A 23727-nucleotide genomic window follows, 5' to 3' on the forward strand; every position below is an offset into this window, starting at 1 on the left:
GTGTCGATGGGCTTATTGGGCTTGTCGGTTGAGGCTGCCCATGCGGTAGCCGGCCAGGTCCACGGTTACATGGCGATAGCCCAGAGCCGTGAGCCGCTTGCTGATCCCGTGCCGTGCCTCGGCTTCGACCACCTCGGCCAGCTGGTCCGGGGGAACCTCAATCCGGGCGATGTCGCCGTGGCTGCGCAGTCGCACCGCCTGAAAGCCCAGATCCTTCAAAAAGGATTCAGCCTGGTCGATGCGGCGCAGTTCGGCTTCTTCCACGAGCGTGTCGTGGGGAATGCGCGTCAGCAGGCACGCTCCGGCGGGTTTGTTCCAGGTGTGCAGGTTCTGGGTCCTGGAAAGATCCCGGAGATCCTGCTTTGTCAGCCTTGCCGCGAGCAGGGGGCTTTCGACTCCAAGCTCCCGGATGGCCTGCAGCCCGGGGCGGTAATCGCCCAGGTCGTCCTGGTTCGTGCCGTCCAGGACATGGTTGATGTCCCGTGCCTCCGCCAACTGAATCAGGTACGCGAACAAGGCGCGCTTGCAGAGGTAGCAGCGGTTCTCCGGATTGTTGCGGATGGCTTCCGGGAAGGGAATTTTCAGCATTTCATGAGCAACGCCCATGGATTGGGCAGTGCTGCATGCCTCTGCGATCTCCAGTTCCGGCATGTACGGGGTGACGATGGTCACGGCCAAAACATTGTCCTGCAGGGCCTGATGCGCCGCATGGAGCAGGAACGTGCTGTCCAGCCCGCCGGAGAAGGCCACCACGACCTTGCCCATGGCCCGCAGTGAGCGGAGCAGGTCCTGATGTTTCGCGTCAATGCTGGAATCAGGAGCCGGCATCACGTCAATCATGGATCCGTATCCATCGCAACTATCGGGCCTCCGCGTGAGCCTTTTCGGGCATGACTGAATTGTTCCGTCTTTGGAAAACAAGTCATTCCCGCGAAGGCGGGAATCCAGGTCATGCCGGCCACAAGTTCTGAAGTTGTAACTACTCAGCTGAGCCGGAAAAAAGATCTGGATACCGGCCTTCGCCGGTATGACTCACATGGAAACGGCTTGTCAGATTCGTCATTCCGGCGAAAGCCGGAATCCAGTGCTGGGGAATGGTCATGCACCGTATGTGCTGAATGGTTATCTGAAGTTCTGTATTTCCACTCAAGCTCAGGAGTCACTTATTTCTGTGGTTTCACCGCCTGCAGCGCGGTCATGGCCGAGGTAACCATGCCGGCCAGGTCCCCGATATTGGCGGGAATGACCAGCGTGTTCGAAGTCTTCGCCAATTTTCCGAACTCATTGACGTATTGTTCCGCGATCCTCAGGGCCGCGGCGTTCTGGCCGCCGGGCATTTCCAGCTGCTTGGCAATGGTGCTCAGGCCTTCGGCGGTGGCCTGGGCCACGGTCAGGATTTCCCGGGCTTCGCCTTCGGCCTCGTTGATGCGCCGCTGCTTTTCGCCTTCGGAACGCAGAATGGCGTCCTGACGGTCGCCTTCAGCACGGTTGATGGTGGCCTGGCGTTCTCCTTCCGATCTGGCGATGGCGGCCCGTTTCTCGCGCTCCGCGGTCATTTGCGCTTCCATGGCCTTTTTCACGGATTCCGGTGGGATGATGTCCTTGACCTCGTACCGCAGCACCTTGACGCCCCAGGTCTGGGCAGCCAGGTCAATGGACTCCACCACCTGGGTGTTGATGGTTTCGCGTTCCTCGAAGGTCTTGTCCAGGTCGATGCGGCCGATGCAGGAGCGCAACGTGGTCTGGGCCAGTTGTGATGAGGCCATGCGATAGTCGTTGATCCCGTATGCCGCGCGTTTGCTGTCCATGACCTGCAGATAGATCAATCCGTCCACTTCCACGGTCACGTTGTCCTTGGTGATGCATGTCTGACTGGGAATATCGAAAACTTCCTCCTTCATCGAGTACCTGTACGCCACCCGGTCCAGAAAGGGCATCAGAATGTGAAAACCCGCGCCCAGGGTTTTGTTGTATTTGCCCAGTCGTTCAACAATATATTCCCTTTTTTGGGGTACGACCACGGCTGATTTCAACAGGACGACGACAATAAGACCTGTCAGGACCAATAATGCAATAAGTGTCGGGTTCATTCGGAAGGCTCCTTTATTGAACGGACAAGAAAAACGTGCCGGGAATCGTCGGCATATTTCACGATCTCAACGGTCTGGCCGGCGTCCACCGCTTCATCGGCCACGGCGTCCCAGGACGTCCCGCGATGCTGAACCCGGCCTTTTTGAGGCGGACAGATGGCTTTGAGCACGAGTACGCGTTCGCCCTGGGGAAAGTCGTCGAAATCCGTGCCCTGATGATTCGCGGTGACGCCGCGAAAGGTGCGCATCATCCATTTGCGGAAGACGAGAAGGGAGATGATGGTGGTCAGGAGGAAAACGACCAGCTGCTGGGCAAGGTCCAGATCGAAGGCGAACAAGGCCAGGACCACACCCAGGCAGCCGATGCCGAAGAACAGGAAAATGAATACGGGCAGAAAAAGTTCCAGAAGCACGAAGGCGATACCCAGCAGAAACCAGGCAAGCCAGGGGGAGAGCAGGGCATCAAAAATCATCACGGCTCCATGTGGCCATGCCTTCAGCCTTGTCCGGAATCATGATCGCGGCTTGAGGTCATGGCGCATCTGGTGGTGAAGTGTGGTTTCGGTACGGCATCGTGGTCGTGTCGGTCAGGGGCAGCTTGTTCAGTCGGGGTGAATTCCAGTTCCACCGCGGCAAAGTCTTGATGTTCATGACGCTGGTCAGGATCACTCGTCACCAGGTCTTGGGCATACAGCGGCAAGGTGAAATAAATTGTCGTTCCCTTGTTGACTTTGCTGTCCACCCAGATTTTTCCCTCATGCTTTTCAATAAATTCCTTGCATAACAAAAGACCGAGTCCCGTTCCTTTTTCACCACTGGTTCCTTTTCGGGAGCGCATTTTATCCAGTTTCAGGAGGTTGGTCAGGGTTTGCCGGTCTATTCCGATGCCGTCGTCCTTGACGGAGATCTGAACCACGGATTCATCCAGGAGGGCGCGAACGCGCACCTGTCCGGAACTGTTCGAAAACTTGACCGCATTGGTGAGCAGGTTGCGGAGGATGGTGTTCAGCATGTGCTTGTCGGCCAGGACGCTCACGTTTTCGGAGATGTCGTATTGGAATTCGACCCCCTTTTGCAGAGCGACCATCTTTATCAGCTCGATGTTGTGATGAACCATTTCAGCCAGATCGCATCGGACCGGGGTGTAAGCGATTTCGCCGCGCTGCGTCAGTGACCATTCCAACAGGTTTTCCAGAAGGCGATGCAGGTTCCGCGCGGATTCGTGCATGTCCTCGGACAATCGCTGGACCTCGTTCAGAGACAACTTGTCGATGCGCTCCGTCAACATCTTGATGAAAACGAGAAAACCCATGAAGGGGGACCTGAGATCGTGGGCAATGATGGAGAAAAATCGGTCCCGTTCCTCCAGGGCTTGCTCCAGTTCCTCGTTCTTTCGGGCGATCTCCTCCTCGGCGCGGATATGATCGGTGATGTCCGTGCTGCTGCCCACCATGCCGAGAAATCTGCCTGTTTTCGAAAAACGTGGCGCAGCCTGGGATTTGATCCAGCGCCATTCGCCGTCATGACGTCGGAGACGCCCGGAAGCGGAATAAAATCGTCGTTCCCGGACAGCATCCAGGTACGATCTGGTATATGTCTCCTCGTCCTCCGGGTGGACAAACGCATGCCATTCGTTCTTTTTCAGGTCATCAATAGTGACTCCGAAGAAGTCACTATAGGCTTGATTGACGTAGACCGACCTTCCATGAACGTCATTGACCCAAATTGGGAAAGGCGATCCGTCGGCCATCACCCGAAAGCGTTTTTCGCTCTCCTGCAACACTTCACGGGATCGAACCTCGCGGGTGATGTCCGTGATGAGGCCTATCAGTTTGACGACCTGTCCCTGATCGTCGGCCACGGGCACCACAAGGCTGCGCAGCCAGCGAGACACCCCGGACGGACGACGGATGCGGAACTCCATCTCGTACTGTTCACCCGTTCTGATTGCGCGTTCATCCGCGGCCTTGATTTTTTGTCGGTCTTCCTCGGAGTACAGGCGGAGGTACTCGTCCCGGGAATGCGGGCAGTCCTGCTCCGGCAGTCCGAACATCCGGCGCAGTTTCAAACAGGACGTGAGGCTTCCGGTGGCCAGGTCGAGTTCCCAGGAAGCGACTTTTGCCGACTCCATGACGAGACGAAGCCGTCTCTCGGTATCGCGCAGTTCCTTCTCGGTTTCCTGGAGCTTCAAGAGAACGATTTTGCGGGTTCCGACAACAGCGTCGACTTCCTCGTTCCGGATCGCCTCCAGGACGTCTTCGGCGCGTTTCAGCCGCTTGCGCAGGCTTTCAATATCTTCATTCATGATTCAACCACACTCGATTCGAGGGCAAGACGGACCTTTTCATGGTCGCTCAAGTTGCCCACGATCATTACGGTATTCAGGGAAGTGGTTATCAACATCGTGGGTGTTACGAGGACATTGTGTTTTACCGCCGCGGCGAAGTCCTCCAGGACATCCACGATTTTCCTGGTACAACGCTCCGCGAGTTCGTCATCACAGAGTTCGATCAGGTTCTTGCGGGCAATTTGAGAATTGATGCCGTTTCCGGCAATGAACAGGGTAAGATGATAGTGAACCATATTTTTTGATTCGGGGTAATTGTGTCTGCTCATGATGATCGTCCTCGCTTTCAAGGAGACGCTTCAGCGGGCTCGGCCGCCTGCGGCATGAGGATGATCCCATCATTCGTCATGGAAATCTGATGGTAATGGTGGGAATGAGCCGAGCCGCGGGATTTGACCACCAGCAGTCGACGGCTCAGGCTTTCATCAATCAGAAAATAATCCAGTACGATAATCGTATCAACCAGAGAGGAGAGGCCTATGCCGCTCACTTGGCTGATGGACTCGGTCCCGGTCGTCTGGTTCAGGTAAAAACAGGTGATGCCGCGGTTCTTGCATTCGGTCATCAACCGCATCAGGAAGTCGAAGGCGGCGCGTTCATTTCCCATCCGTCGGCTGGCTGTAATGGCGTCGAGTACAAGGTGCTGCGGTTTGAATTGGTCGATATTCATGAGGATGCGCAACAAATGGCCTTCGACTCCGTCCGATTCGGGCATGGTCGTCATAATGCGCAGTCTTTCGGCATCTTTCGTGATCGACTTCAGGTCGAGGCCAATGCTCAGCATCCCGTCGATCAACGCCTCTCGGGACACTTCATAATCCACGTACAGGACTTTCTCTCCTCTGGTTCCGGCGGCATGGGCGAAGGTGCAGGCCAGGGAAGTCTTGCCGCTGCCGCTGGGACCTGCAATCAGAACGCATGTTCCCTCTTTATACCCCCCGCCGAGAAGCGCGTCGATCTGGTCATTGCCGCTGGTTACGCGTTTGCCGAAAAAAGGCTGTTTTAACTGGACGGACGTGACGGGCATCAGGACGATTCCATTTTGCGAAAAAACATAAGGATGTTCATTCCCCATGAAGTCTGATCCGCGATACTTGAGAACGTTCAGCCTCCTTGTGCGGACCTGTCCGGACATTCTCTGGTCCAGGAGGAGCACGCAATCGACCATGAAATCCAGAAAGGGATAGTTCCTTTCACCGTCTTGCCCCAGTTTGGCGGTGAGCACGGTGGTCATGCCGAGATCGCGGAGCCTGTTGTGGATGAAGTAGATTTCCTCCCGTTCGCGCACCGGGTCGGCGAAGGTCCACATGAGCACGTCAATGGCGTCCAGAACCACCCGCCTGGCGCCGAGGAGCCGAACATATCCTTCAGTCTGGGCCAAGAGGCCCCTGCAGTCGAAATCACCGGTTCGGAAGGCATCATGGGGCAGTTCGGCATGGATGACCTTCATCTTGCCGGCGGCTTCCAAGGCCGCAATGTCCATGCCCATCCCGGCGGCATTGTGGCGAACGTCTTCGGCGCGCTCTTCAAAAGAAACAAAAATGCCCGGCTCATCCGCCATTGCTCCATGATAGAGGAACTCCAACGCCAGAATGGTCTTGCCGGTGCCGGGCTTGCCGTTGAATATCGTGGTCCGGCCGATCGGAAGGCCGCCATGCAGGATTTCGTCCAGCCCCCGGATGCCGGTTGGGGTCTTCGGGATGCTTGAACCGTGAGATGGTTTGAATGCCGGAGGGCAATGATCTTGATTCATCGGATATCCTTAAAAGGTAGTAACTATTCAGTACATCCAGTGTTCATTCGTTCATCTGCACTGGATTCCGGCTTTCACCGAAATGACTTGTCGCAGCAGCCGTTTCCACATCAGTCATGCCGGCGAACGCCGGCGCTTTCGCTATCCAGGTCTTCTTCTCGAATTTTGCTGAATAAATACAAAAGGTATTGATAAGCGGATACTGTTCAAACTGTTCATCTTTGCAAATTTATATTCTAGCATGCAATAACTCTTATTTGCAGAAAGCTGTTATCTTTGAATTTTATTTTGGAGAGCCAGCTCGAAAAAAAGTGAAATTTCGTCTAACCTTTCAGCTGCGTTCCGGATTGTCTCGATTTTTCGGCAGCGCAAATCCTTCGCCGGCATCGTAACATCGAACCATTGGTAACTGCTCAATAACTCCGGGCAGTGAACCATCCAAAAAACACCTGGACCCCGGTCTGCGCCGGGGTGTCGACCGAGAGAAATCACTATCGAGGTACTCCACTCCGTCATACCGGCGCAGGCCGGCGCGTTCCGCTATCCAGGCAGCACGGATCCGCGATGGTTGGTTGCCCTGCCTTATTGAGCAGTTACAACCATTGCTCGAACAAACCTCATCTGACACTTTTGGCGTTCGGCAATGGTTTGATGAAGGAAAAACCTGGCTCAGCCAGACAGGCGGTGCCGAAAAACCGAGATAATCCGGAACACTCCTGTCCTCCTATCCTGAAAGTGCTGAGTAGTTAAAATTTCGTGATCAAAGGAATGCTGAGGATTTCCTTGAGATTTTTATGGTTATTTAGCTTCTGCTATTGATTGCTTCACGTTCCATAAGCATGTCAACAATTTTTTGCGACCGGAATCTCAACCATTAAGGAAAAGAGTATATAGGCGAGAAAAATGGAATGAATTGCGCAAAAACCAGAATTTTTGATAAATTAAATGAAAAAGGAATATTTTTAATGCCTTCTTGTGTTTTTTGGCCTGACAACTCGGAACCATGGCTGCTCAGTTCCCCGGCATCAAGGACGGGATCATATGGACGCAACAAGGTAAGCTGGCTTGTCTGAATGTACAGGGGACGAATGAGCCGGCCTGTGCTGGCCCGAAAAAATGATGTGAAGCGTTTGTTTAAGGAACGACAGGGCCGGAAAGCTTGGACTCAAGACCAACAACTACTCAGCTCATCCGCGTAAAACCGGGCTGGATACCCGCTCCCCGTCTGCACGAATACAGGCTTCGCGGGTATGACTGGCCCGGAGACGGTATAGGCAAAGTCATTCCCGCGAAGGCGGGAATCCAGGTCATGCTTGCCACAAGTTTGTGTTAAGCCAACCTCTTTCCGCTCCAAAGCTGAATTGTTACCCGGATGATATCGACTCAGCACACGCTGTACGATCTGGCTCTTGCCAATCGGGGTCGGAATCGGATTCGAAACGTTGACGAGTCTTCGGATGGCTTCGCGATACCGGCCCCAATACCGATGCCGACTGCGATGTCAAACTCTTCCCGGCAGGAGCATGCTGAGTAGTTATCCGGATGAAAACTAAACCACCAGCTTTCAGCTGGTGGTTGTCTATTTGGAGGATGTGGAATTTTTCTTACGTCGGCGTTCCGCCTGCGGGCTGGATTCAGTTTTGGGCTGCTTTTTCAAGTCGGTGCCCTTCCTGGTCTCTCTTTTGATGCTGAATGCGGCGTCGCTTCGGGAGCCATCCTTGTCAAAGAAAATGGATTTCAAATCGTCCATTCGCTTTTTGGGCCTGAGGTCATACAGGAAGCATTTTGTCGTTTCCCCCTTGCCGGATGCAGGACACTGGAACACTTCGTCCCAGTCATCGCAACAGCACTCCAGGCACTTCAGCGCAATTGCCTGTTTCGTCGTGATTTTCGTTTTTTTTTGCATTCGTTCAGGCGGCCTGGATTGGGTCGGTTCAACGGCGCGACATGCGTGAAGCAAAGAGGGCGATCTTTTTAATCGGGGACCTTCTACGCTGTTAATAGATCTCATGTGGATTTTCAAATTTTTCGTCCCTGTTGCTACTCAGCTCATCCGACTAAAACCGGGCTGGATACCCGCCTTCGCGGGTATGACTGATCCGGAGACGGCATTAAACAAGTCATTCCCGCGAAGGCGGGAATCCAGGTCATGCTTGTCACAAGTTTGTGCAAAGCTACCTCTTCCAGTTCTGAAGCTGAGTAGTTACATTTTTTTGTAACTGCTCAATATCCGCGGCAATCAACGGGTTAAATCCTGGGAGCGCCGCACCCCTGTGCGGCAGCGGTGTAAGACACCAAGAACAAAGTTCCGGCTGGAGCGTGGTCCAGTAGCTGGACCATGAAATTCCGCCGAGAGGGAACCCTTGCACAGGAAACTTCATTGCCCGATTTTTTTGAGCAGTTACCATTTTTCATTCCTGTATCCGAAAGGTCGAGAATTCTCAAAGCAGCTTGCGAATGACGCTGGTCACCACGCCCCAAATTTCGCAATCCATTTCCGGTGTGATCTCAATCTCCGGAAACGTGCCGTTCGCCGGAACCAAGCTGGTTTTCGCACCGCGCACGCGCAGCGTCTTCACGGTGAACTCGCCGAAGACCACGGCAATCACGATTTTTCCGTCATCAGCCTGAACCGACTTGTCCACCACCAGGGTGTCCCCGGAAAAAATCCCGGCGTCCTGCATGGAGTTCCCGGTTACCTTGACGAGATAGGTTGCCATGGGATTCCTGATCAGGTGCTCATTCAAGTCCAGTCGGCCTTCCAGGAAATCATCCGCCGGAGAGGGAAATCCGGCTGTCACCGGGGAAAGAGACAACGGCAGCCGACAGGCTGTTTTCCGCGCGATGCCGGAAATCAGGAACAGTTCCCTGGAGAGGGCGACGGGTCGGGTGCGGATCATCGAGGGCACGTTTCACCGGAATAACCGGCTGGCTTGGGCATGGCTGTTGAGGGTTGGCAATGGACTAACGCAGGTTGTCGATGTTGATCGGCTTGCCGCACGCCGGGCAGCGCATCAGTTTGATCATCTTGGCCCTGGGTTGATAGAGATGCCTGATCCCCTTGTCGGTGACCACATACGCGACCGTAACCGGATGTCCGCATTCACAATACCGTTGCTGCATGAGAGGCCTCCTGTATTTATTGACTTATGTTAACTGGAAGGGCAAAAAAAAGAACTTTTTCGGTTCAAGCGTACTATTGAAGAATGAACCGCCCGCTTCACGCCTGGCGCTGTTTGTCTCCCGCCAGGGAACGGCACCCATTTTGAAAGCAGCTTCCCTGCTTTCAAAAAAAGTTTCCTTGGCGTCCTTGATGCCTTGAGCGAAGCGGGCGGTTCAATTTATTCAGAAAGCTACGCGTATTCCCGGCTGCTCCACAAAACCCGACCAATGACGCGCAAGGTTTCGATTTCGTCGCCCTGCAAGGTGACCGGGGCATATCTGGGATTGGTGCTGTACAGGATGACCAGTCCGGGATGGGCCTGAATTCGCTTGACCAGGACGGCGTCTCGCAGGCCGACCACGTACACGGCGTTGCTCTGGACTTCGGAGCGGCTTTGATCCACCAGAATGACGTCGCCCGCCTCCAACTCCGGAGACATGCTGTCTCCCACCACGTCCATGGCCACCATGCGATCCGGGTTGCCTTTCCCGGATATCCAGCGCCGGTCAAAGGGAATCTCGCCGACAACATCATCCATGGTTTCCAGGGAGCCCGCTCCGGCGCTGGCCCGGGCCGAAACCTTGGGAATGAACAGCGTCCTGTCCCGGTTGCCGGAGCGAATCGGCCCCGTGCCGGTTTTCAGCCATTCGGGATTGAGGCCGAACATCGTGGCCACGATCAGGGCCCAGTTCTTGGGAACACCGCGCTTCTTGGCCATGGTGATGGCCGATGGATCAACCCCGAGCAGCGTTGCCAGTTCCTTTTGGCTGCTGATGTCCGTGGCTCGGGAGAGCCTGTGGAAAAACTCGTCGAAATTCATTTCCGCATCCTCGCGGATTGGATAATTGACAAATGTCAATCGATTGTCAAGGACATGACTGGAAGATGGGCGGGGCTAATTGTCGGTTATCTGTTAATGGGATGAGAACAAAAACAGATGGTAACTCAGCTTGATAGAGCGGGATATGGGGAGCGTTCAAAACTTGGGGCAAGCATGACCTGGATTCCCGCCTTCGCGGGAATGACTTTGTTTTCGTGCCGTCTCCGCGTCAGCCATACCCGCATAGGCGGTATCCAGTCATAATTATTCGGATGAACTGAGTGAGAACCACAGGAGGCAGGATTCGGAAGGCAGGAGGCAGGAATCAGAAGGGAGGAAGGCGGTATGAAGGCCTGGTTGAGCAGAGATCAAATGTCCGGAACTGATGTCCAGATATCGGATTCCGTGTCTTCCGATAATCCCTTACCCATATGTCTCCTGATTCCTGCCTCCTGTCTCCCGAGTCTGCCTCCTGAGTTGCGCTGGATTTACTTTCCGGCCACCTTTTTCACGTCACCGGCTTTTTCCTGCGTTTTTCCACTGGCCTTGTCCACTTTGCCTTCGGCTTCCATTTCCGGGTTGTCCGCTGCCTTGCCCGCGGTTTCCTTGACCTTGCCTTTGGCCTGGTCCCATTTGCCTTCCGCTTTGTCTTCAGTACTTGATTTCATCGTGTTCTCCTGTGTGTTGAAGGTTAAATCCGTCCCATCACCATCAGAATGATCAGAATCAACAGGATTAAGCCGATTCCGCCGCTGGGGTACGGTCCCCAAGATCTGCTGTAGTTCCAGGTGGGAAGGGTGGCGATGAGCAGAATGATGAGAATAATTAAAAGGATCGGCATGTTGAATCTCCTTTACGTAACTGCTCAAAAATGTTGGGCGATGATCTTTCCTGTGCCAGAATTCCCGCCGGCGCGGAGTTTCGTGACCCAGCTACTGGAGCCATGCTCCAGCCGGGACTTTGTCCTGAGTGCGTCACGCCGTTGCTGCACTGGGGTGCGGCGCTCCCAGAATTCAACCCGTTGATTGCCACAAGTTTTTGAGCGGTTACTCCTTTTTCGATTGTTTATGTGTCATCGGGGGATCGTCAGGGTCAGGTGACTCGTCTTCCCTGGAGCAACTGGATTACGATGACGATGACCGCGATGACCAGCAGGAGATGAATGAATCCGCCCACAGTGTATCCGGAAATCAGTCCCAATAACCACATGACCAACAGAATAACAAAAATTGTCCAAAGCATGTTTACCTCCACGGGATATGGGTGAATGAATCAGAGTACTGTCTTAGATCCGACAATCTGAAGTCGTATCGTCGAATTTAGCGAAGCTCGTTTTGCGAAACAGGTTTAATCGTGCGATCACCGAAAGTACTTCTGGAATTGACTGGTCCGTGTTTCCCTGGTGCATGCACCCAGGAGATAACCCAACCCCATCCCGATGAGTAAAGTGACGAGCAGCGACTTCCCAGGGTTTTTGCCGCCATAGTTCATGGCCTGCCTATATTTTTCGCCGACCACTCGTTCCGTCTTTTCATACGCATCGCCCACGGCGGATTCCGCCTTGCCGTAAAGTTCGCCGCCCCGTTCGCTCATCCGCTGGACGCTGGATTCGCCTGGATCTCCCACTCCCGGCGTCTTCGGTATTTCCGTCGAACTCTTTTCGATATTCATTGTAATCCTCCAAAGTTCTTAAAGGTTTTTTCGGCGTAACTGCTTCACAATTGTAACTGCTCAGCACCTCAGGATAGGACCGGAGTGTTCCGGAATGTCTCGATTTTCGGCATCGCCTGCCTGACTGAGCCAGGATTCGTTCAATGAACCGCTGCCGAACGCCCGAAGCGCCAGATGAGGTTTTTCGAGCAATGCATGTCGGACCGGAACTGGTCCAGCTTGCCTTGATCACTCAGATATGGGTCAAATAGTATCTTGTCCCAGTCGACAGCGTGAGTAGGGATTTGCTTCATTTTGAGCAGCAAAAACCATATGTGGGGTGATAATTTTGCAGTAGGGGGCGAGGTAACTGCTCAATAACTCCGGGCCACTGACCCACACAAAAACACCTGGACCCCGGCCTGCGCCGGGGTGACGACCGAGAGAACTCGCTATTGAGGTGCTCCATACCGTCATACCGGCGCAGGCCGGCGCGTTCCGCTATCCAGGCAGCACGGATCCGCGGTGGTTGGTGCCCTGCCTTATTGAGCAGTTACGGGGCGAGGGTGAAGGTGCAGATCAGGTGGAATCCCGGGACGTGACGACCAAAGGCTCAAGGCGTGGTCATGCGCCTTGTGTTGTCAGGAATGGGGAATATTGAGGATGATGGCCAAGCTGGAGAAGGCGGCGATGGCGGGGGAGGGCGGCGGGATTGAGAATTGGCGGTGATGATCGTGGACAGGTGATAAGATCGATTCAAGCTCAATCAAGACGCGCCACCGGCAGTTCCCGCCAGTTCGTCGTGTACCTCGGACTCAGGTGAGCCTGGCGCATTACCCAGCGCTTTCCCGTGCCCTCGGAGCCCAGGCGCATGGCACGGGAAGACTTTTAGAGTTTGTTCCATTATATAGGTACGCAAGACGACGCACGGACATCCTCCATCCTCTCACCATCCCGTCAGTCCACCAGATCCCAACGAGGCACGCGCCATGAAGAAACTGCCCCTTGGCATCGCGAACCTGAATGAAATCATCACCCAAGGCTACGCCTACGTGGACAAAACCAGGTTTGTTCATGAACTGGCTGACACCGGAAAATACTACTTCCTCTCCCGTCCCCGGCGCTTCGGCAAGTCCCTGTTCGTGGACACGCTCAAGGAAGCCTTCGAGGGCAATCGGGAGCTGTTTCGCGGGTTGTGGCTGGAGGACCATTGGGACTGGGAGACGCGGCATCCGGTAATCCGGATTTCTTTTGGGGAAGGGGTGATTGGCGACCGGGCGGGTTTGGAGGAAAAAATCTGGGAACAACTGACCCTGCATGAGGAGCGTCTTGGGGTTGGATGCGCGTTCCGGACCATTTCCGGACGCTTTGGGCAGCTCATCGAGCAGACGGCTCGCAAGTACGGTCACGGGGTTGTCGTTCTGGTGGACGAGTATGACAAGCCCATTCTGGACCGCATTGCCGAACCCGCCGTGACCGTGGACATTCGGGAAGGGTTGAAGGATTTCTACTCCGTCCTCAAAAATAGTGACGCCCATCTCAAATTCGTCTTCCTCACCGGCGTGTCCAAATTCTCCAAGGTCAGCCTGTTTTCCGGCCTGAACAACCTCACGGACATTACGCTGTCTCCGCGTTACGCCGCCATCTGCGGCTGGACCGAGGCTGAGTTGACCGCCACTTTTGCCGAACACCTGCGGGACAAGGGTCGTGATGAAATCCGGCGCTGGTACAACGGCTACTCCTGGCTGGGAGAGAAGGTCTACAACCCGTTCAGTCTGCTCAGTTATCTGCGGGAAGGCTTGTTGCGAAACTACTGGTTTGAAACGGCAACTCCGGAATTCCTGATCCGCCTGCTCACGTCCCGGCGGTACGACATTCCATCCATTGAGCGGATCGAGATCGGTCCTGAACTGCTGGGCAGTTTTGACGTGGAGTCCATTTTTCCCGAAACCTTGCTGTTCCAGGCCGGTTATCTGACCATCACCGGGCAGGAGGAAGTCCTGCCCGGCGAAATTCTTTACCGCCTGAACTACCCCAACCATGAGGTGAAAAAAAGCTTCACCGAGTACCTGCTGAACTTCTTCACCCAGCAGCCTGTGGAAATGAAGAAAACCATGCGTACCGTGGTCAACGCCCTCCGCCATGGCCAAGTGGACGATCTGCTGGCGGTTTTCCACGCCGTGTTCGCATCCATTCCCCACGACTGGTACCGCAAGAACAACCTGGCCGCCTACGAGGACTACTACTGCTCGGTGTTCTACTGCTACTTCGCCGGTCTGGGCCTGGACACCCGCCCCGAGGAGCCCACCAACCACGGGCGCATCGACATGACCGTGCTCTTCGAGAACCGGGCCTATGTCTTTGAATTCAAGGTCACGGACCTGGACCAGACTCCAGGCAGCGCCCTGGAGCAGATCAAGCACAAGGGCTATGCGGACAAATACCGGGCCGGCGACGAGGCCGTTTATCTGATCGGCGTGGAGTTCGATCGGGAGGAGCGCAATATCGTGAGCTTCGAGTGGGAGCGGGAGTGAGAATGTGAACTTCCCCGGTTTCATCGTGGATATCCGCGATGTAACTACTCAGCTCATTCGAGAAAAATCGGACTGGATACCGGCTTCGCCGGTATGACTTAACTTGAAAAGGACGTGGTTATGATACGTCATTCCGGCGAAAGCCGGAATCCAGCTCTGCGATTGACCTCAGAGTATGTGCTGGATAGTTACTCCGCGATATGGACAGCCTGGGACCCCCGCACCCGGGTGCGGCGCGGTATCCGCGAGCTAAATCAGAATTTGCGGATTATTCTCCCTCATCAACCCACACCACTCCACCCTTGCGAGGCGTGTCATGAAAAAGCTGCCCCTTGGCATCAGCACCCTGAACAAGATCATCGCTGAAGGTTATGCCTATGTGGACAAGTCCAGGTTTGTTCACGACCTGGTGGAGTCTGGTTCCTACTACTTCCTCTCCCGTCCCCGGCGCTTCGGCAAGTCCCTGTTCGTGGACACGCTCAAGGAGGCTTTCGAAGGCAATCGGGAGCTGTTTCGCGGGTTGTGGCTGGAGGACCACTGGGACTGGGAGACGCGGTATCCGGTGATCAGCATTTCCCTGGGGATGGGCGATGTGGCCGGTCGTCAGGAACTGGATCAGCGACTCAAGGATGTTTTGCGCGTCAATCAGCAGGCGCTGGGCGTCGAGTGCATTGATCCGCAAGACATTCCCGGCTGTTTCAGTGAACTGATCCGCCTTGTCGCGGCAAAATACGGCCAGCGCGTCGTCGTGCTGGTGGACGAGTACGACAAACCTATCCTGGATACCATTGCCGTGCCCGAACAAGCGATACAAATCCGCAAAGGCTTGAAAAACTTCTATTCCGTAATCAAGGACAACGACGCTTACCTTAAATTCGTCTTCCTCACCGGCGTTTCCAAGTTCTCCAAGGTCAGCCTGTTTTCCGGCCTGAACAACCTCACGGACATTACGCTGTCTCCGCGTTACGCCGCCATCTGCGGCTGGACCGAGGCCGAGTTGTCCGCCACTTTTGCCGAACACCTGCGGGACAAGGGTCGTGATGAAATCCGGCGCTGGTACAACGGCTACTCCTGGCTGGGAGAGAAGGTCTACAACCCGTTCAGTCTGCTCAGTTATCTGCGGGAAGGCTTGTTGCGGAACTACTGGTTCGAAACGGGGACGCCGACCTTTCTCGTCGAGCTGCTGAAACAAAGACGCTATCACATTCCGGCCATCGAACAGATAAGGGCTTCCGAATCATTGATCGGGGCCTTTGATGTGGATTACATCGAACCGGAGAACCTGCTCTTCCAGACCGGTTACCTGACCGTGGCCGACGCGGAGCAGATGGCCGGGAAGACCTTTTATGCGCTCCGGTATCCAAACATGGAGGTCAAGGCCAGCCTCACGGACTACATCCTGAACAGCTACGTGCCGGACAAGCCGGGCAAGGAAAAAATCCAGCAAAGCATCTACCGGGCCTTGCAGGCCGGGAGTCCCGACCTCCTGCGCGACATCTTCCACGCCCTGTTCGCCGCCATTCCCAACGACTGGTACCGCAAGAACAACCTGGCCGCCTACGAGGGCTACTACTGTTCATTGTTCTACTGCTACTTCGCCGGTCTGGGCCTGGACACCCGCCCCGAAGAGTCCACCAACCGCGGGCGCATCGACATGACGGTGCTCTTCGAGAACCGGGCCTATGTCTTTGAATTCAAGGTCGTGGACCTGGACCAGACTCCTGGCAGCGCCCTGGAGCAGATCAAGCGCAAGGGCTATGCGGACAAATACCGGGCCGACGCCGAGGCCGTCTATCTGATCGGCGTGGAGTTCGATCGGGAGGAGCGCAATATCGTGAGCTTCGAGTGGGAGCGGGGGTGAGAATGTGAACTTCCCCGGTTTCATCATGGATATCCGCGATGTAACTACTCAGCTCATTCGAGAAAAATCGGACTGGATACCGGCCTTCGCCGGTATGACTTAACTTGAAAAGGACGTGGTTATGATACGTCATTCCGGCGAAAGCCGGAATCCAGCTCTGCGAGTGACCTCAGAGTATGTGCTGGATAGTTACTCCGCGATATGGACAGCCTGGGACCGCCGCACCCGGGTGCGGCGCGGTATCCGCGAGCTAAATCAGAATTTGCGGATTATTCTCCCTCATCAATCCACACCATTCCACCCTTGCGAGGTGCATCATGAAAAAACTGCCCCTTGGCATCAGCACCCTGAACAAGATCATCGCAGAAGGTTATGCCTACGTGGACAAATCCAGGTTCGTCCACGACCTGGTGGAGTCTGGTTCCTATTACTTCCTCTCCCGTCCCCGGCGCTTCGGCAAGTCCCTGTTCGTGGACACGCTCAAGGAAGCCTTCGAAGGCAATCGGGAGTTGTTTCGGGGGTTGTGGCTGGAGGACCACTGGGACTGGGAGACGCGGCATCCGGTGATCCGTATTTCCTTTGGGGAAGGGGTGTTTCGCGACAGAGCGCGGCTGGAGGAAAAGATCTGGGAGCAACTGACTCTGCATGAGGAGCGGCTGGGCGTTGATTGCGCGTTTCGGACCATTTCCGGTCGATTTGGTCAGCTCATTGAGCAGACGGCCCACAAATTCGGCCAGGGCGTGGCAGTTCTGGTGGACGAGTACGACAAGCCCATCCTGGACTGCATTGCCGATCCCGTCCTGGCAGCGGACATTCGTGAAGGGCTGAAGGATTTCTACTCCGTACTCAAGGACAGCGACGCCTATCTCCGGTTCGTCTTCCTGACGGGTGTATCCAAATTTTCCAAGGTCAGCCTGTTTTCCGGACTGAACAATCTCACGGACATCACGCTCGAAGACCGTTTCTCCTCGATTTGCGGCTGGACCGAGGCGGAACTGACCGCCAGCTTTACGGAGCATCTGAAAGGGAAAGACCTCGATGAAATCCGGCGCTGGTACAACGGCTATTCCTGGCTGGGGGAGAAGGTTTACAACCCGTACAGTCTGCTCAGCCATCTGCGGACCGGCCTGTTCCGGAACTACTGGTTTGAGACCGGGACGCCGACCTTTCTTATCGAACTGCTCAAGCAACGTCGCTATCTGATTCCGGCCATTGAAAGCGTCCGGGCGTCCGAGTCCCTGATCGGGGCTTTTGACGTGGATTTCATCGAGCCGGAAAACCTGCTCTTCCAGACCGGGTACCTGACCGTGGCCGGTGCTGAGCAGATGGCCGGGAAGACCTTCTATGAGCTCCGGTATCCGAACATGGAGGTCAAGGCCAGCCTCACGGACACCATCCTGAACAGCTACGTCCAGGACAAGCCAGGCAAGGAGGTCGTCCAGCAGCGCATCTACCGCTCCTTGCAGGCCGACGATCCCGGTGAGCTGCGCGACATCTTCCATGCCCTGTTCGCCGCCATTCCCAACGACTGGTACCGCAAGAACAACCTGGCCGCCTACGAGGGCTACTACTGCTCGATCTTCTATTGCGTCTTCGCCGGCCTGGGCCTGGACACCCGCCCCGAGGAGCCCACCAATCGCGGGCGCATCGACATGACGGTGCTCTTCGAGAACCGGGCCTATGTCTTTGAATTCAAGGTCGTGGACCTGGACCAGACTCCGGGCAGCGCCCTGGAGCAGATCAAGCGCAAGGGCTATGCGGACAAATTCCGGGCCGACGCCGAGGCCGTCTATCTGATCGGCGTGGAGTTCGATCGAGAGGAGCGCAATATCGTGAGCTTCGAGTGGGAGCGGGGGTGAGAATGTGAACTTCCCCGGTTTCATCGTGGATATCGCGATGTAACTACTCAGCTCATTCGAGAAAAATCGGACTGGATACCGGCCTTCGCCGGTATGACTTAACTTGAAAAGGACGTGGTATGATACGTCATTCCGGCCGAAAGCCGGAATCCAGCTCTGCGATTGACCTCAGAGTATGTGCTGAATAGTTACTCCACGATACGGACAGCCTGGGACCGCCGCACCCCAGTTAGGCGCGGTATCCGCAAGCATCATCAGAATTTGTGGATTAATCTTCCTCAGCAGCCCACAACATTCCACCCATGCGAGGCGCGTCATGAAAAAGCTGCCCCTTGGCATCAGCACCCTGAACAAGATCATCGCTGAAGGTTATGCCTATGTGGACAAATCCAGGTTTGTCCACGACCTGGTGGAGTCTGGTTCCTACTACTTCCTCTCCCGTCCCCGGCGCTTCGGCAAGTCCCTGTTCGTGGACACGCTCAAGGAGGCTTTCGAAGGCAATCGGGAGCTGTTTCGCGGCTTGTGGCTGGAGGACCACTGGGACTGGGAGACGCGGCATCCGGTGATCCAAATTTCTTTTGGCAGCGGCGTATTGCGTAGCCGAGAGGAACTGGATCAGCGGATCATCACTATTTTGCGCAGCAATCAACAGGAATTGGGCATCCAGTGCCGTCAACCCGACAATGTCATTGACTGCTTTGAAGACCTGATTCGCCAGGCCGCTGAGAAATTCGGCAGTCCGGCGGTCATCCTGGTGGACGAGTACGATAAGCCCATCCTGGATAACATCACCCAGCCGGAACAGGCTGTCATGATGCGGAACGGCTTGAAAAATTTCTATTCCGTACTCAAGGACAACGACGCCCATCTCCGGTTCGTCTTCCTGACGGGTGTGTTCAAATTTTCCAAGGTCAGCCTGTTTTCCGGACTGAACAATCTCACGGACATCACGCTCGAAGACCGTTTCTCCTCGATTTGCGGCTGGACCGAGGCGGAACTGACCGCCAGCTTTACGGAGCATCTGAAAGGGAAAGACCTCGATGAAATCCGGCGCTGGTACAACGGCTATTCCTGGCTGGGGGAGAAGGTTTACAACCCGTACAGTCTGCTCAGCCATCTGCGGACCGGCCTGTTCCGGAACTACTGGTTTGAGACCGGGACGCCGACCTTTCTTATCGAACTGCTCAAGCAACGTCGCTATCTGATTCCGGCCATTGAAAGCGTCCGGGCGTCCGAGTCCCTGATCGGGGCTTTTGACGTGGATTTCATCGAGCCGGAAAACCTGCTCTTCCAGACCGGGTACCTGACCGTGGCCGGTGCTGAGCAGATGGCCGGGAAGACCTTCTATGAGCTCCGGTATCCGAACATGGAGGTCAAGGCCAGCCTCACGGACACCATCCTGAACAGCTACGTCCAGGACAAGCCAGGCAAGGAGGTCGTCCAGCAGCGCATCTACCGCGCCTTGCAGGCCGACGATCCCGGTGAGTTGCGCGACATCTTCCATGCCCTGTTCGCCGCCATTCCCAACGACTGGTACCGCAAGAACAACCTGGCCGCCTACGAGGGCTACTACTGCTCGATCTTCTATTGCGTCTTCGCCGGCCTGGGCCTGGACACCCGCCCCGAGGAGCCCACCAATCGCGGGCGCATCGACATGACGGTGCTCTTCGAGAACCGGGCCTATGTCTTTGAATTCAAGGTCGTGGACCTGGACCAGACTCCGGGCAGCGCCCTGGAGCAGATCAAGCGCAAGGGCTATGCGGACAAATTCCGGGCCGACGCCGAGGCTGTCTATCTGATCGGCGTGGAGTTCGATCGGGAGGAGCGCAATATCGTGAGCTTCGAGTGGGAGCGGGGGTGAGAATGTGAACTTCCCCGGTTTCATCGTGGATATCCGCGATGTAACTACTCAGCTCATTCGAGAAAAATCGGACTGGATACCGGCTTCGCCGGTATGACTTAACTTGAAAAGGACGTGATTATGATACGTCATTCCGGCGAAAGCCGGAATCCAGCTCTGCGATTGACCTCAGAGTATGTGCTGAATAGTTACTCCACGATACGGACAGCCTGGGACCGCCGCACCCGGGTGCGGCGCGGTATCCGCGAGCTAAATCAGAATTTGCGGATTATTCTCCCTCATCAATCCACACCATTCCACCCTTGCGAGGTGCATCATGAAAAAACTGCCCCTTGGCATCAGCACCCTGAACAAGATCATCGCAGAAGGTTATGCCTACGTGGACAAATCCAGGTTCGTCCACGACCTGGTGGAGTCTGGTTCCTATTACTTCCTCTCCCGTCCCCGGCGCTTCGGCAAGTCCCTGTTCGTGGACACGCTCAAGGAAGCCTTCGAAGGCAATCGGGAGTTGTTTCGGGGGTTGTGGTTGGAGGACCACTGGGACTGGGAGACGCGGCATCCGGTGATCCGTATTTCCTTTGGGGAAGGGGTGTTTCGCGACAGGGCGCGGCTGGAGGAAAAGATCTGGGAGCAACTGACCCTGCATGAGGAGCGGCTGGGCGTTGATTGCGCGTTTCGGACCATTTCCGGTCGATTTGGTCAGCTCATTGAGCAGACGGCCCACAAATTCGGCCAGGGCGTGGCGGTTCTGGTGGACGAGTACGACAAGCCCATCCTGGACTGCATTGCCGATCCCGTCCTGGCAGCGGACATTCGTGAAGGGCTGAAGGATTTCTACTCCGTACTCAAGGACAGCGACGCCTATCTCCGGTTCGTCTTCCTGACGGGCGTGTCCAAATTTTCCAAGGTCAGCCTGTTTTCCGGACTGAACAATCTCACGGACATCACGCTCGAAGAGCGTTTCTCCTCGATTTGCGGCTGGACCGAGGCGGAACTGACCGCCAGCTTTACGGAGCATCTGAAAGGGAAAGGCCTCGATGAAATCCGGCGCTGGTACAACGGCTATTCCTGGCTGGGTGAGAAGGTTTATAATCCGTACAGTCTGCTCAGCCATCTGCGGACCGGCCTGTTCCGGAACTACTGGTTCGAGACCGGGACGCCGACCTTTCTTATCGAGCTGCTCAAGAAACGTCGCTATCAGATTCCGGCCATTGAAAACATCCGGGCATCCGAGTCCCTGATCGGAGCTTTTGACGTGGATTTCATCGAGCCGGAAAACCTGCTCTTCCAGACCGGGTACCTGACCGTGGCCGGTGCCGAGCAGATGGCCGGGAAGACTTTCTATGCGCTCCGGTATCCGAACATGGAGGTCAAGGCCAGCCTCACGGACACCATCCTGAACAGCTACGTCCAGGACAAGCCGGGCAAGGAGGTCGTCCAGCAGCGCATCTACCGCGCCTTGCAGGCCGACGATCCCGGCGAGCTGCGCGACATCTTCCATGCCCTGTTCGCCGCCATTCCCCACGACTGGTACCGCAAGAACAACCTGGCCGCCTACGAGGGCTACTACTGCTCGATCTTCTACTGCGTCTTCGCCGGCCTGGGCCTGGACACCCGGCCCGAGGAGTCCACCAATCGCGGGCGCATCGACATGACGGTGCTCTTCGAGAACCGGGCTTATGTCTTTGAATTCAAGGTCACGGACCTGGACCAGACTCCGGGCAGCGCCCTGGAGCAGATCAAGCGCAAGGGCTACGCGGACAAATACCGGGTCGGCGCCGAGGCCGTCTATCTGATCGGCGTGGAGTTCGATCGGGAGGCGCGCAATATCGTGGGATTCGAGTGGGAGCGGGGGTGAGAATGTGAGCGTTCCCGGTTTTATCATGGATATCCGCGATAAGGACAGTCTGGGACCGCCGCACCCCAGTAGGGCGCGGTATCCGCGGGCAACATCGGAAGTTGCGGATTATTCTCCCTCATCAGCCCACTCCATTTCACTCTTGCGAGGCGCGTCATGAAAAAACTGCCCCTTGGCATCGCGAACCTGAATGAAATCATCATCCAAGGCTACGCCTACGTGGACAAAACCAGGTTTGTTCATGAACTGGCTGATACCGGAAAATACTACTTTCTTTCCCGTCCCCGGCGCTTCGGCAAGTCCCTGTTCGTGGACACGCTCAAGGAAGCCTTCGAAGGCAATCGGGAGCTGTTTCGGGGGTTGTGGTTGGAGGACCGCTGGGACTGGGGGACGCGGCATCCGGTGATCAGCGTATCCCTGGGCAAAGGTGAGATTGGCGACCGTCAGGAACTGGATCGTCGGCTCATGGATATTTTGCGGGTCAACCAGCAGGCCCTGGGCGTCGAATGCACCGCCCCCGAGGACATTGCCGGCTGTTTCAGCGAATTGATCCGCCTTGCCGCGCAAAAGCACGGTCAGCGCGTGGTCGTCCTCGTGGACGAGTACGACAAGCCCATTCTGGACAACATCACCGAGCCGGAAAAAGTCGCCATGGTCCGGAAGGGCTTGAAAAATTTCTATTCCGTGATCAAGGACAGCGACGCCCATCTCCAGTTCGTCTTCCTGACCGGCGTATCCAAATTCTCCAAGGTCAGCCTGTTTTCCGGCTTGAACAACCTCACGGACATTACGCTGTCTCCGCGTTACGCCGCCATCTGCGGCTGGACCGAAGCCGAGTTGACCGCCACCTTTGCCGAACACCTGCACGGCAAGGATCGTGATGAAATCCGGCGCTGGTACAACGGCTATTCCTGGCTGGGAGAGAAGGTCTACAACCCGTTCAGTCTGCTCAGTTATCTGCGGGAAGGTCTGTTGCGGAACTACTGGTTTGAAACGGCAACTCCGGAATTCCTGATCCGCCTGCTCATGTCCCGGCGGTACGACATTCCATCCATTGAGCGGATCGAGATCGGTCCTGAACTGCTGGGCAGTTTTGACGTGGAGTCCATTTTTCCCGAAACCTTGCTGTTCCAGGCCGGTTATCTGACCATCACCGGGCAGGAGGAAATCCTGCCCGGCGAGGTTCTGTACCGCCTGAACTACCCCAACCATGAGGTGAAAAAAAGCTTCACCGAGTACCTGCTGAACTTCTTCACCCAGCAGCCTGTGGAAATGAAGAAATCCATGCGTACCGTGGTCAACGCCCTCCGCCATGGCCAAGTGGACGATCTGCGGGCGGTTTTTCACGCCGTGTTCGCATCCATTCCCCATGACTGGTACCGCAAGAACAACCTGGCCGCCTACGAAGGCTACTACTGTTCGGTGCTCTACTGCTACTTCGCCGGCCTGGGCCTGGACACCCGCCCCGAAGAGTCCACCAACCACGGGCGCATGGACATGGCCGTGCTCTTCGAAAACCGGGCCTATGTCTTTGAATTCAAGGTCACGGACCTTGACCAGACCCCGGGCAGCGCCCTGGAGCAGATCAAGCGCAAGGGCTACGCGGACAAATACCGGGCCGGCGCCGAGGCCGTCTATCTGATTGGCGTGGAGTTCGAGCGGGAGGCGCGCAATATCGTCAGCTTCGAGTGGGAGCAAATGGCGTGAGACGACCGGGGTCAGGTTCGGGTTTGGAGGTTATGACATCTGTTCGCATGTGGGCCTGCGATTCATGCTGTCCGTTCAAACTTTCGGGGAGCCTGGAAACATCCACGGGCCGGATTGATTCAGATCGTTGACTCAGATCGGGCATTCGGTCCGAGGTGCCACTCTATGATTCCTTACTGGTTTCATGCATGAATACAAGCAAGCCAAGCTTTTACGGGAGGCGT

Annotated in this window: 20 protein-coding genes; 6 read left to right on the top strand and 14 right to left on the bottom strand. The window is 55.8% G+C overall.

The annotated features are described in order from the left end of the window. Positions 1-12: 12 nt before the first annotated feature. The 14 genes from larE to ACYQ15_RS03625 form a co-directional block, all read right to left on the bottom strand. The gene (larE, locus tag ACYQ15_RS03560; protein ID WP_459936151.1) at positions 13-840 is read right to left on the bottom strand and encodes an ATP-dependent sacrificial sulfur transferase LarE; all 828 of its coding nucleotides are present in this window, start codon (positions 838-840) and stop codon (positions 13-15) included. 323 nt (positions 841-1163) lie between these two features. Next, positions 1164-2090, bottom strand: a complete 927-nt coding sequence (locus ACYQ15_RS03565; protein ID WP_459936152.1) for an SPFH domain-containing protein — start codon at positions 2088-2090, stop codon at positions 1164-1166. Further along, on the bottom strand, positions 2087-2563 hold the full coding sequence (locus ACYQ15_RS03570) for an NfeD family protein (RefSeq protein WP_459936153.1): 477 nt from the start codon (positions 2561-2563) through the stop codon (positions 2087-2089). Before ACYQ15_RS03570 ends, ACYQ15_RS03565 begins: the two co-directional genes overlap by 4 nt. Positions 2564-2586: 23 nt before the next feature. Continuing rightward, positions 2587-4395: a sensor histidine kinase gene (locus tag ACYQ15_RS03575; RefSeq protein ID WP_459936154.1), complete on the bottom strand. Its 1809-nt coding sequence runs from the start codon at positions 4393-4395 to the stop codon at positions 2587-2589. Beyond that, positions 4392-4706 (bottom strand): circadian clock KaiB family protein, encoded by a 315-nt coding sequence (locus ACYQ15_RS03580; protein ID WP_459936155.1) that lies wholly within the window; start codon positions 4704-4706, stop codon positions 4392-4394. Before ACYQ15_RS03580 ends, ACYQ15_RS03575 begins: the two co-directional genes overlap by 4 nt. Before the next feature lie 17 nt (positions 4707-4723). Then, positions 4724-6190: a circadian clock protein KaiC gene (gene kaiC, locus ACYQ15_RS03585; RefSeq protein WP_459936156.1), complete on the bottom strand. Its 1467-nt coding sequence runs from the start codon at positions 6188-6190 to the stop codon at positions 4724-4726. 2441 nt (positions 6191-8631) lie between these two features. Continuing rightward, a complete protein-coding gene (locus ACYQ15_RS03590) occupies positions 8632-9090 on the bottom strand; it encodes a LexA family protein (protein WP_459936157.1) in 459 nt (152 codons plus the stop codon). 64 nt (positions 9091-9154) lie between these two features. Then, a complete protein-coding gene (locus tag ACYQ15_RS03595; RefSeq protein WP_459936158.1) occupies positions 9155-9313 on the bottom strand; it encodes a hypothetical protein in 159 nt (52 codons plus the stop codon). A 230-nt stretch (positions 9314-9543) separates the two neighbouring features. After that, positions 9544-10173 (bottom strand): LexA family transcriptional regulator, encoded by a 630-nt coding sequence (locus tag ACYQ15_RS03600; protein WP_459936159.1) that lies wholly within the window; start codon positions 10171-10173, stop codon positions 9544-9546. Positions 10174-10661: 488 nt separating this feature from the next. Further along, positions 10662-10841 carry a CsbD family protein gene (locus ACYQ15_RS03605; protein ID WP_459936160.1) on the bottom strand — a complete coding sequence of 60 codons (180 nt, stop codon included), beginning with the start codon at positions 10839-10841 and terminating at the stop codon, positions 10662-10664. 23 nt (positions 10842-10864) lie between these two features. After that, positions 10865-11014: a DUF3309 family protein gene (locus ACYQ15_RS03610; RefSeq protein ID WP_459936161.1), complete on the bottom strand. Its 150-nt coding sequence runs from the start codon at positions 11012-11014 to the stop codon at positions 10865-10867. 251 nt (positions 11015-11265) lie between these two features. Next, on the bottom strand, positions 11266-11415 hold the full coding sequence (locus ACYQ15_RS03615) for a lmo0937 family membrane protein (protein WP_459936162.1): 150 nt from the start codon (positions 11413-11415) through the stop codon (positions 11266-11268). Positions 11416-11532: 117 nt separating this feature from the next. Beyond that, positions 11533-11844: a hypothetical protein gene (locus ACYQ15_RS03620; protein ID WP_459936163.1), complete on the bottom strand. Its 312-nt coding sequence runs from the start codon at positions 11842-11844 to the stop codon at positions 11533-11535. A 741-nt stretch (positions 11845-12585) separates the two neighbouring features. After that, positions 12586-12696 carry a DUF4113 domain-containing protein gene (locus tag ACYQ15_RS03625; RefSeq protein WP_459936164.1) on the bottom strand — a complete coding sequence of 37 codons (111 nt, stop codon included), beginning with the start codon at positions 12694-12696 and terminating at the stop codon, positions 12586-12588. A 116-nt stretch (positions 12697-12812) separates the two neighbouring features. On the opposite strand from ACYQ15_RS03625, the gene ACYQ15_RS03630 reads away from it, so the two are divergent. The 6 genes from ACYQ15_RS03630 to ACYQ15_RS03655 all read left to right on the top strand — a co-directional run bounded on the left by ACYQ15_RS03630 (position 12813) and on the right by ACYQ15_RS03655 (position 23503). Next, a complete protein-coding gene (locus ACYQ15_RS03630) occupies positions 12813-14357 on the top strand; it encodes an ATP-binding protein (protein WP_459936165.1) in 1545 nt (514 codons plus the stop codon). Between the two features lie 316 nt (positions 14358-14673). Then, complete coding sequence (locus ACYQ15_RS03635; protein WP_459936166.1) at positions 14674-16218, top strand: ATP-binding protein; 1545 nt, start codon at positions 14674-14676, stop codon at positions 16216-16218. Positions 16219-16535: 317 nt separating this feature from the next. Then, a complete protein-coding gene (locus ACYQ15_RS03640) occupies positions 16536-18077 on the top strand; it encodes an ATP-binding protein (RefSeq protein ID WP_459936167.1) in 1542 nt (513 codons plus the stop codon). A 316-nt stretch (positions 18078-18393) separates the two neighbouring features. After that, complete coding sequence (locus ACYQ15_RS03645) at positions 18394-19938, top strand: ATP-binding protein (protein WP_459936168.1); 1545 nt, start codon at positions 18394-18396, stop codon at positions 19936-19938. A 316-nt stretch (positions 19939-20254) separates the two neighbouring features. Beyond that, a complete protein-coding gene (locus ACYQ15_RS03650; protein WP_459936169.1) occupies positions 20255-21796 on the top strand; it encodes an ATP-binding protein in 1542 nt (513 codons plus the stop codon). 156 nt (positions 21797-21952) lie between these two features. Next, positions 21953-23503, top strand: a complete 1551-nt coding sequence (locus ACYQ15_RS03655; protein WP_459936170.1) for an ATP-binding protein — start codon at positions 21953-21955, stop codon at positions 23501-23503. The last annotated feature ends 224 nt before the right edge of the window (positions 23504-23727 follow it).

This window comes from Desulfonatronum parangueonense, from assembly GCF_054656975.1.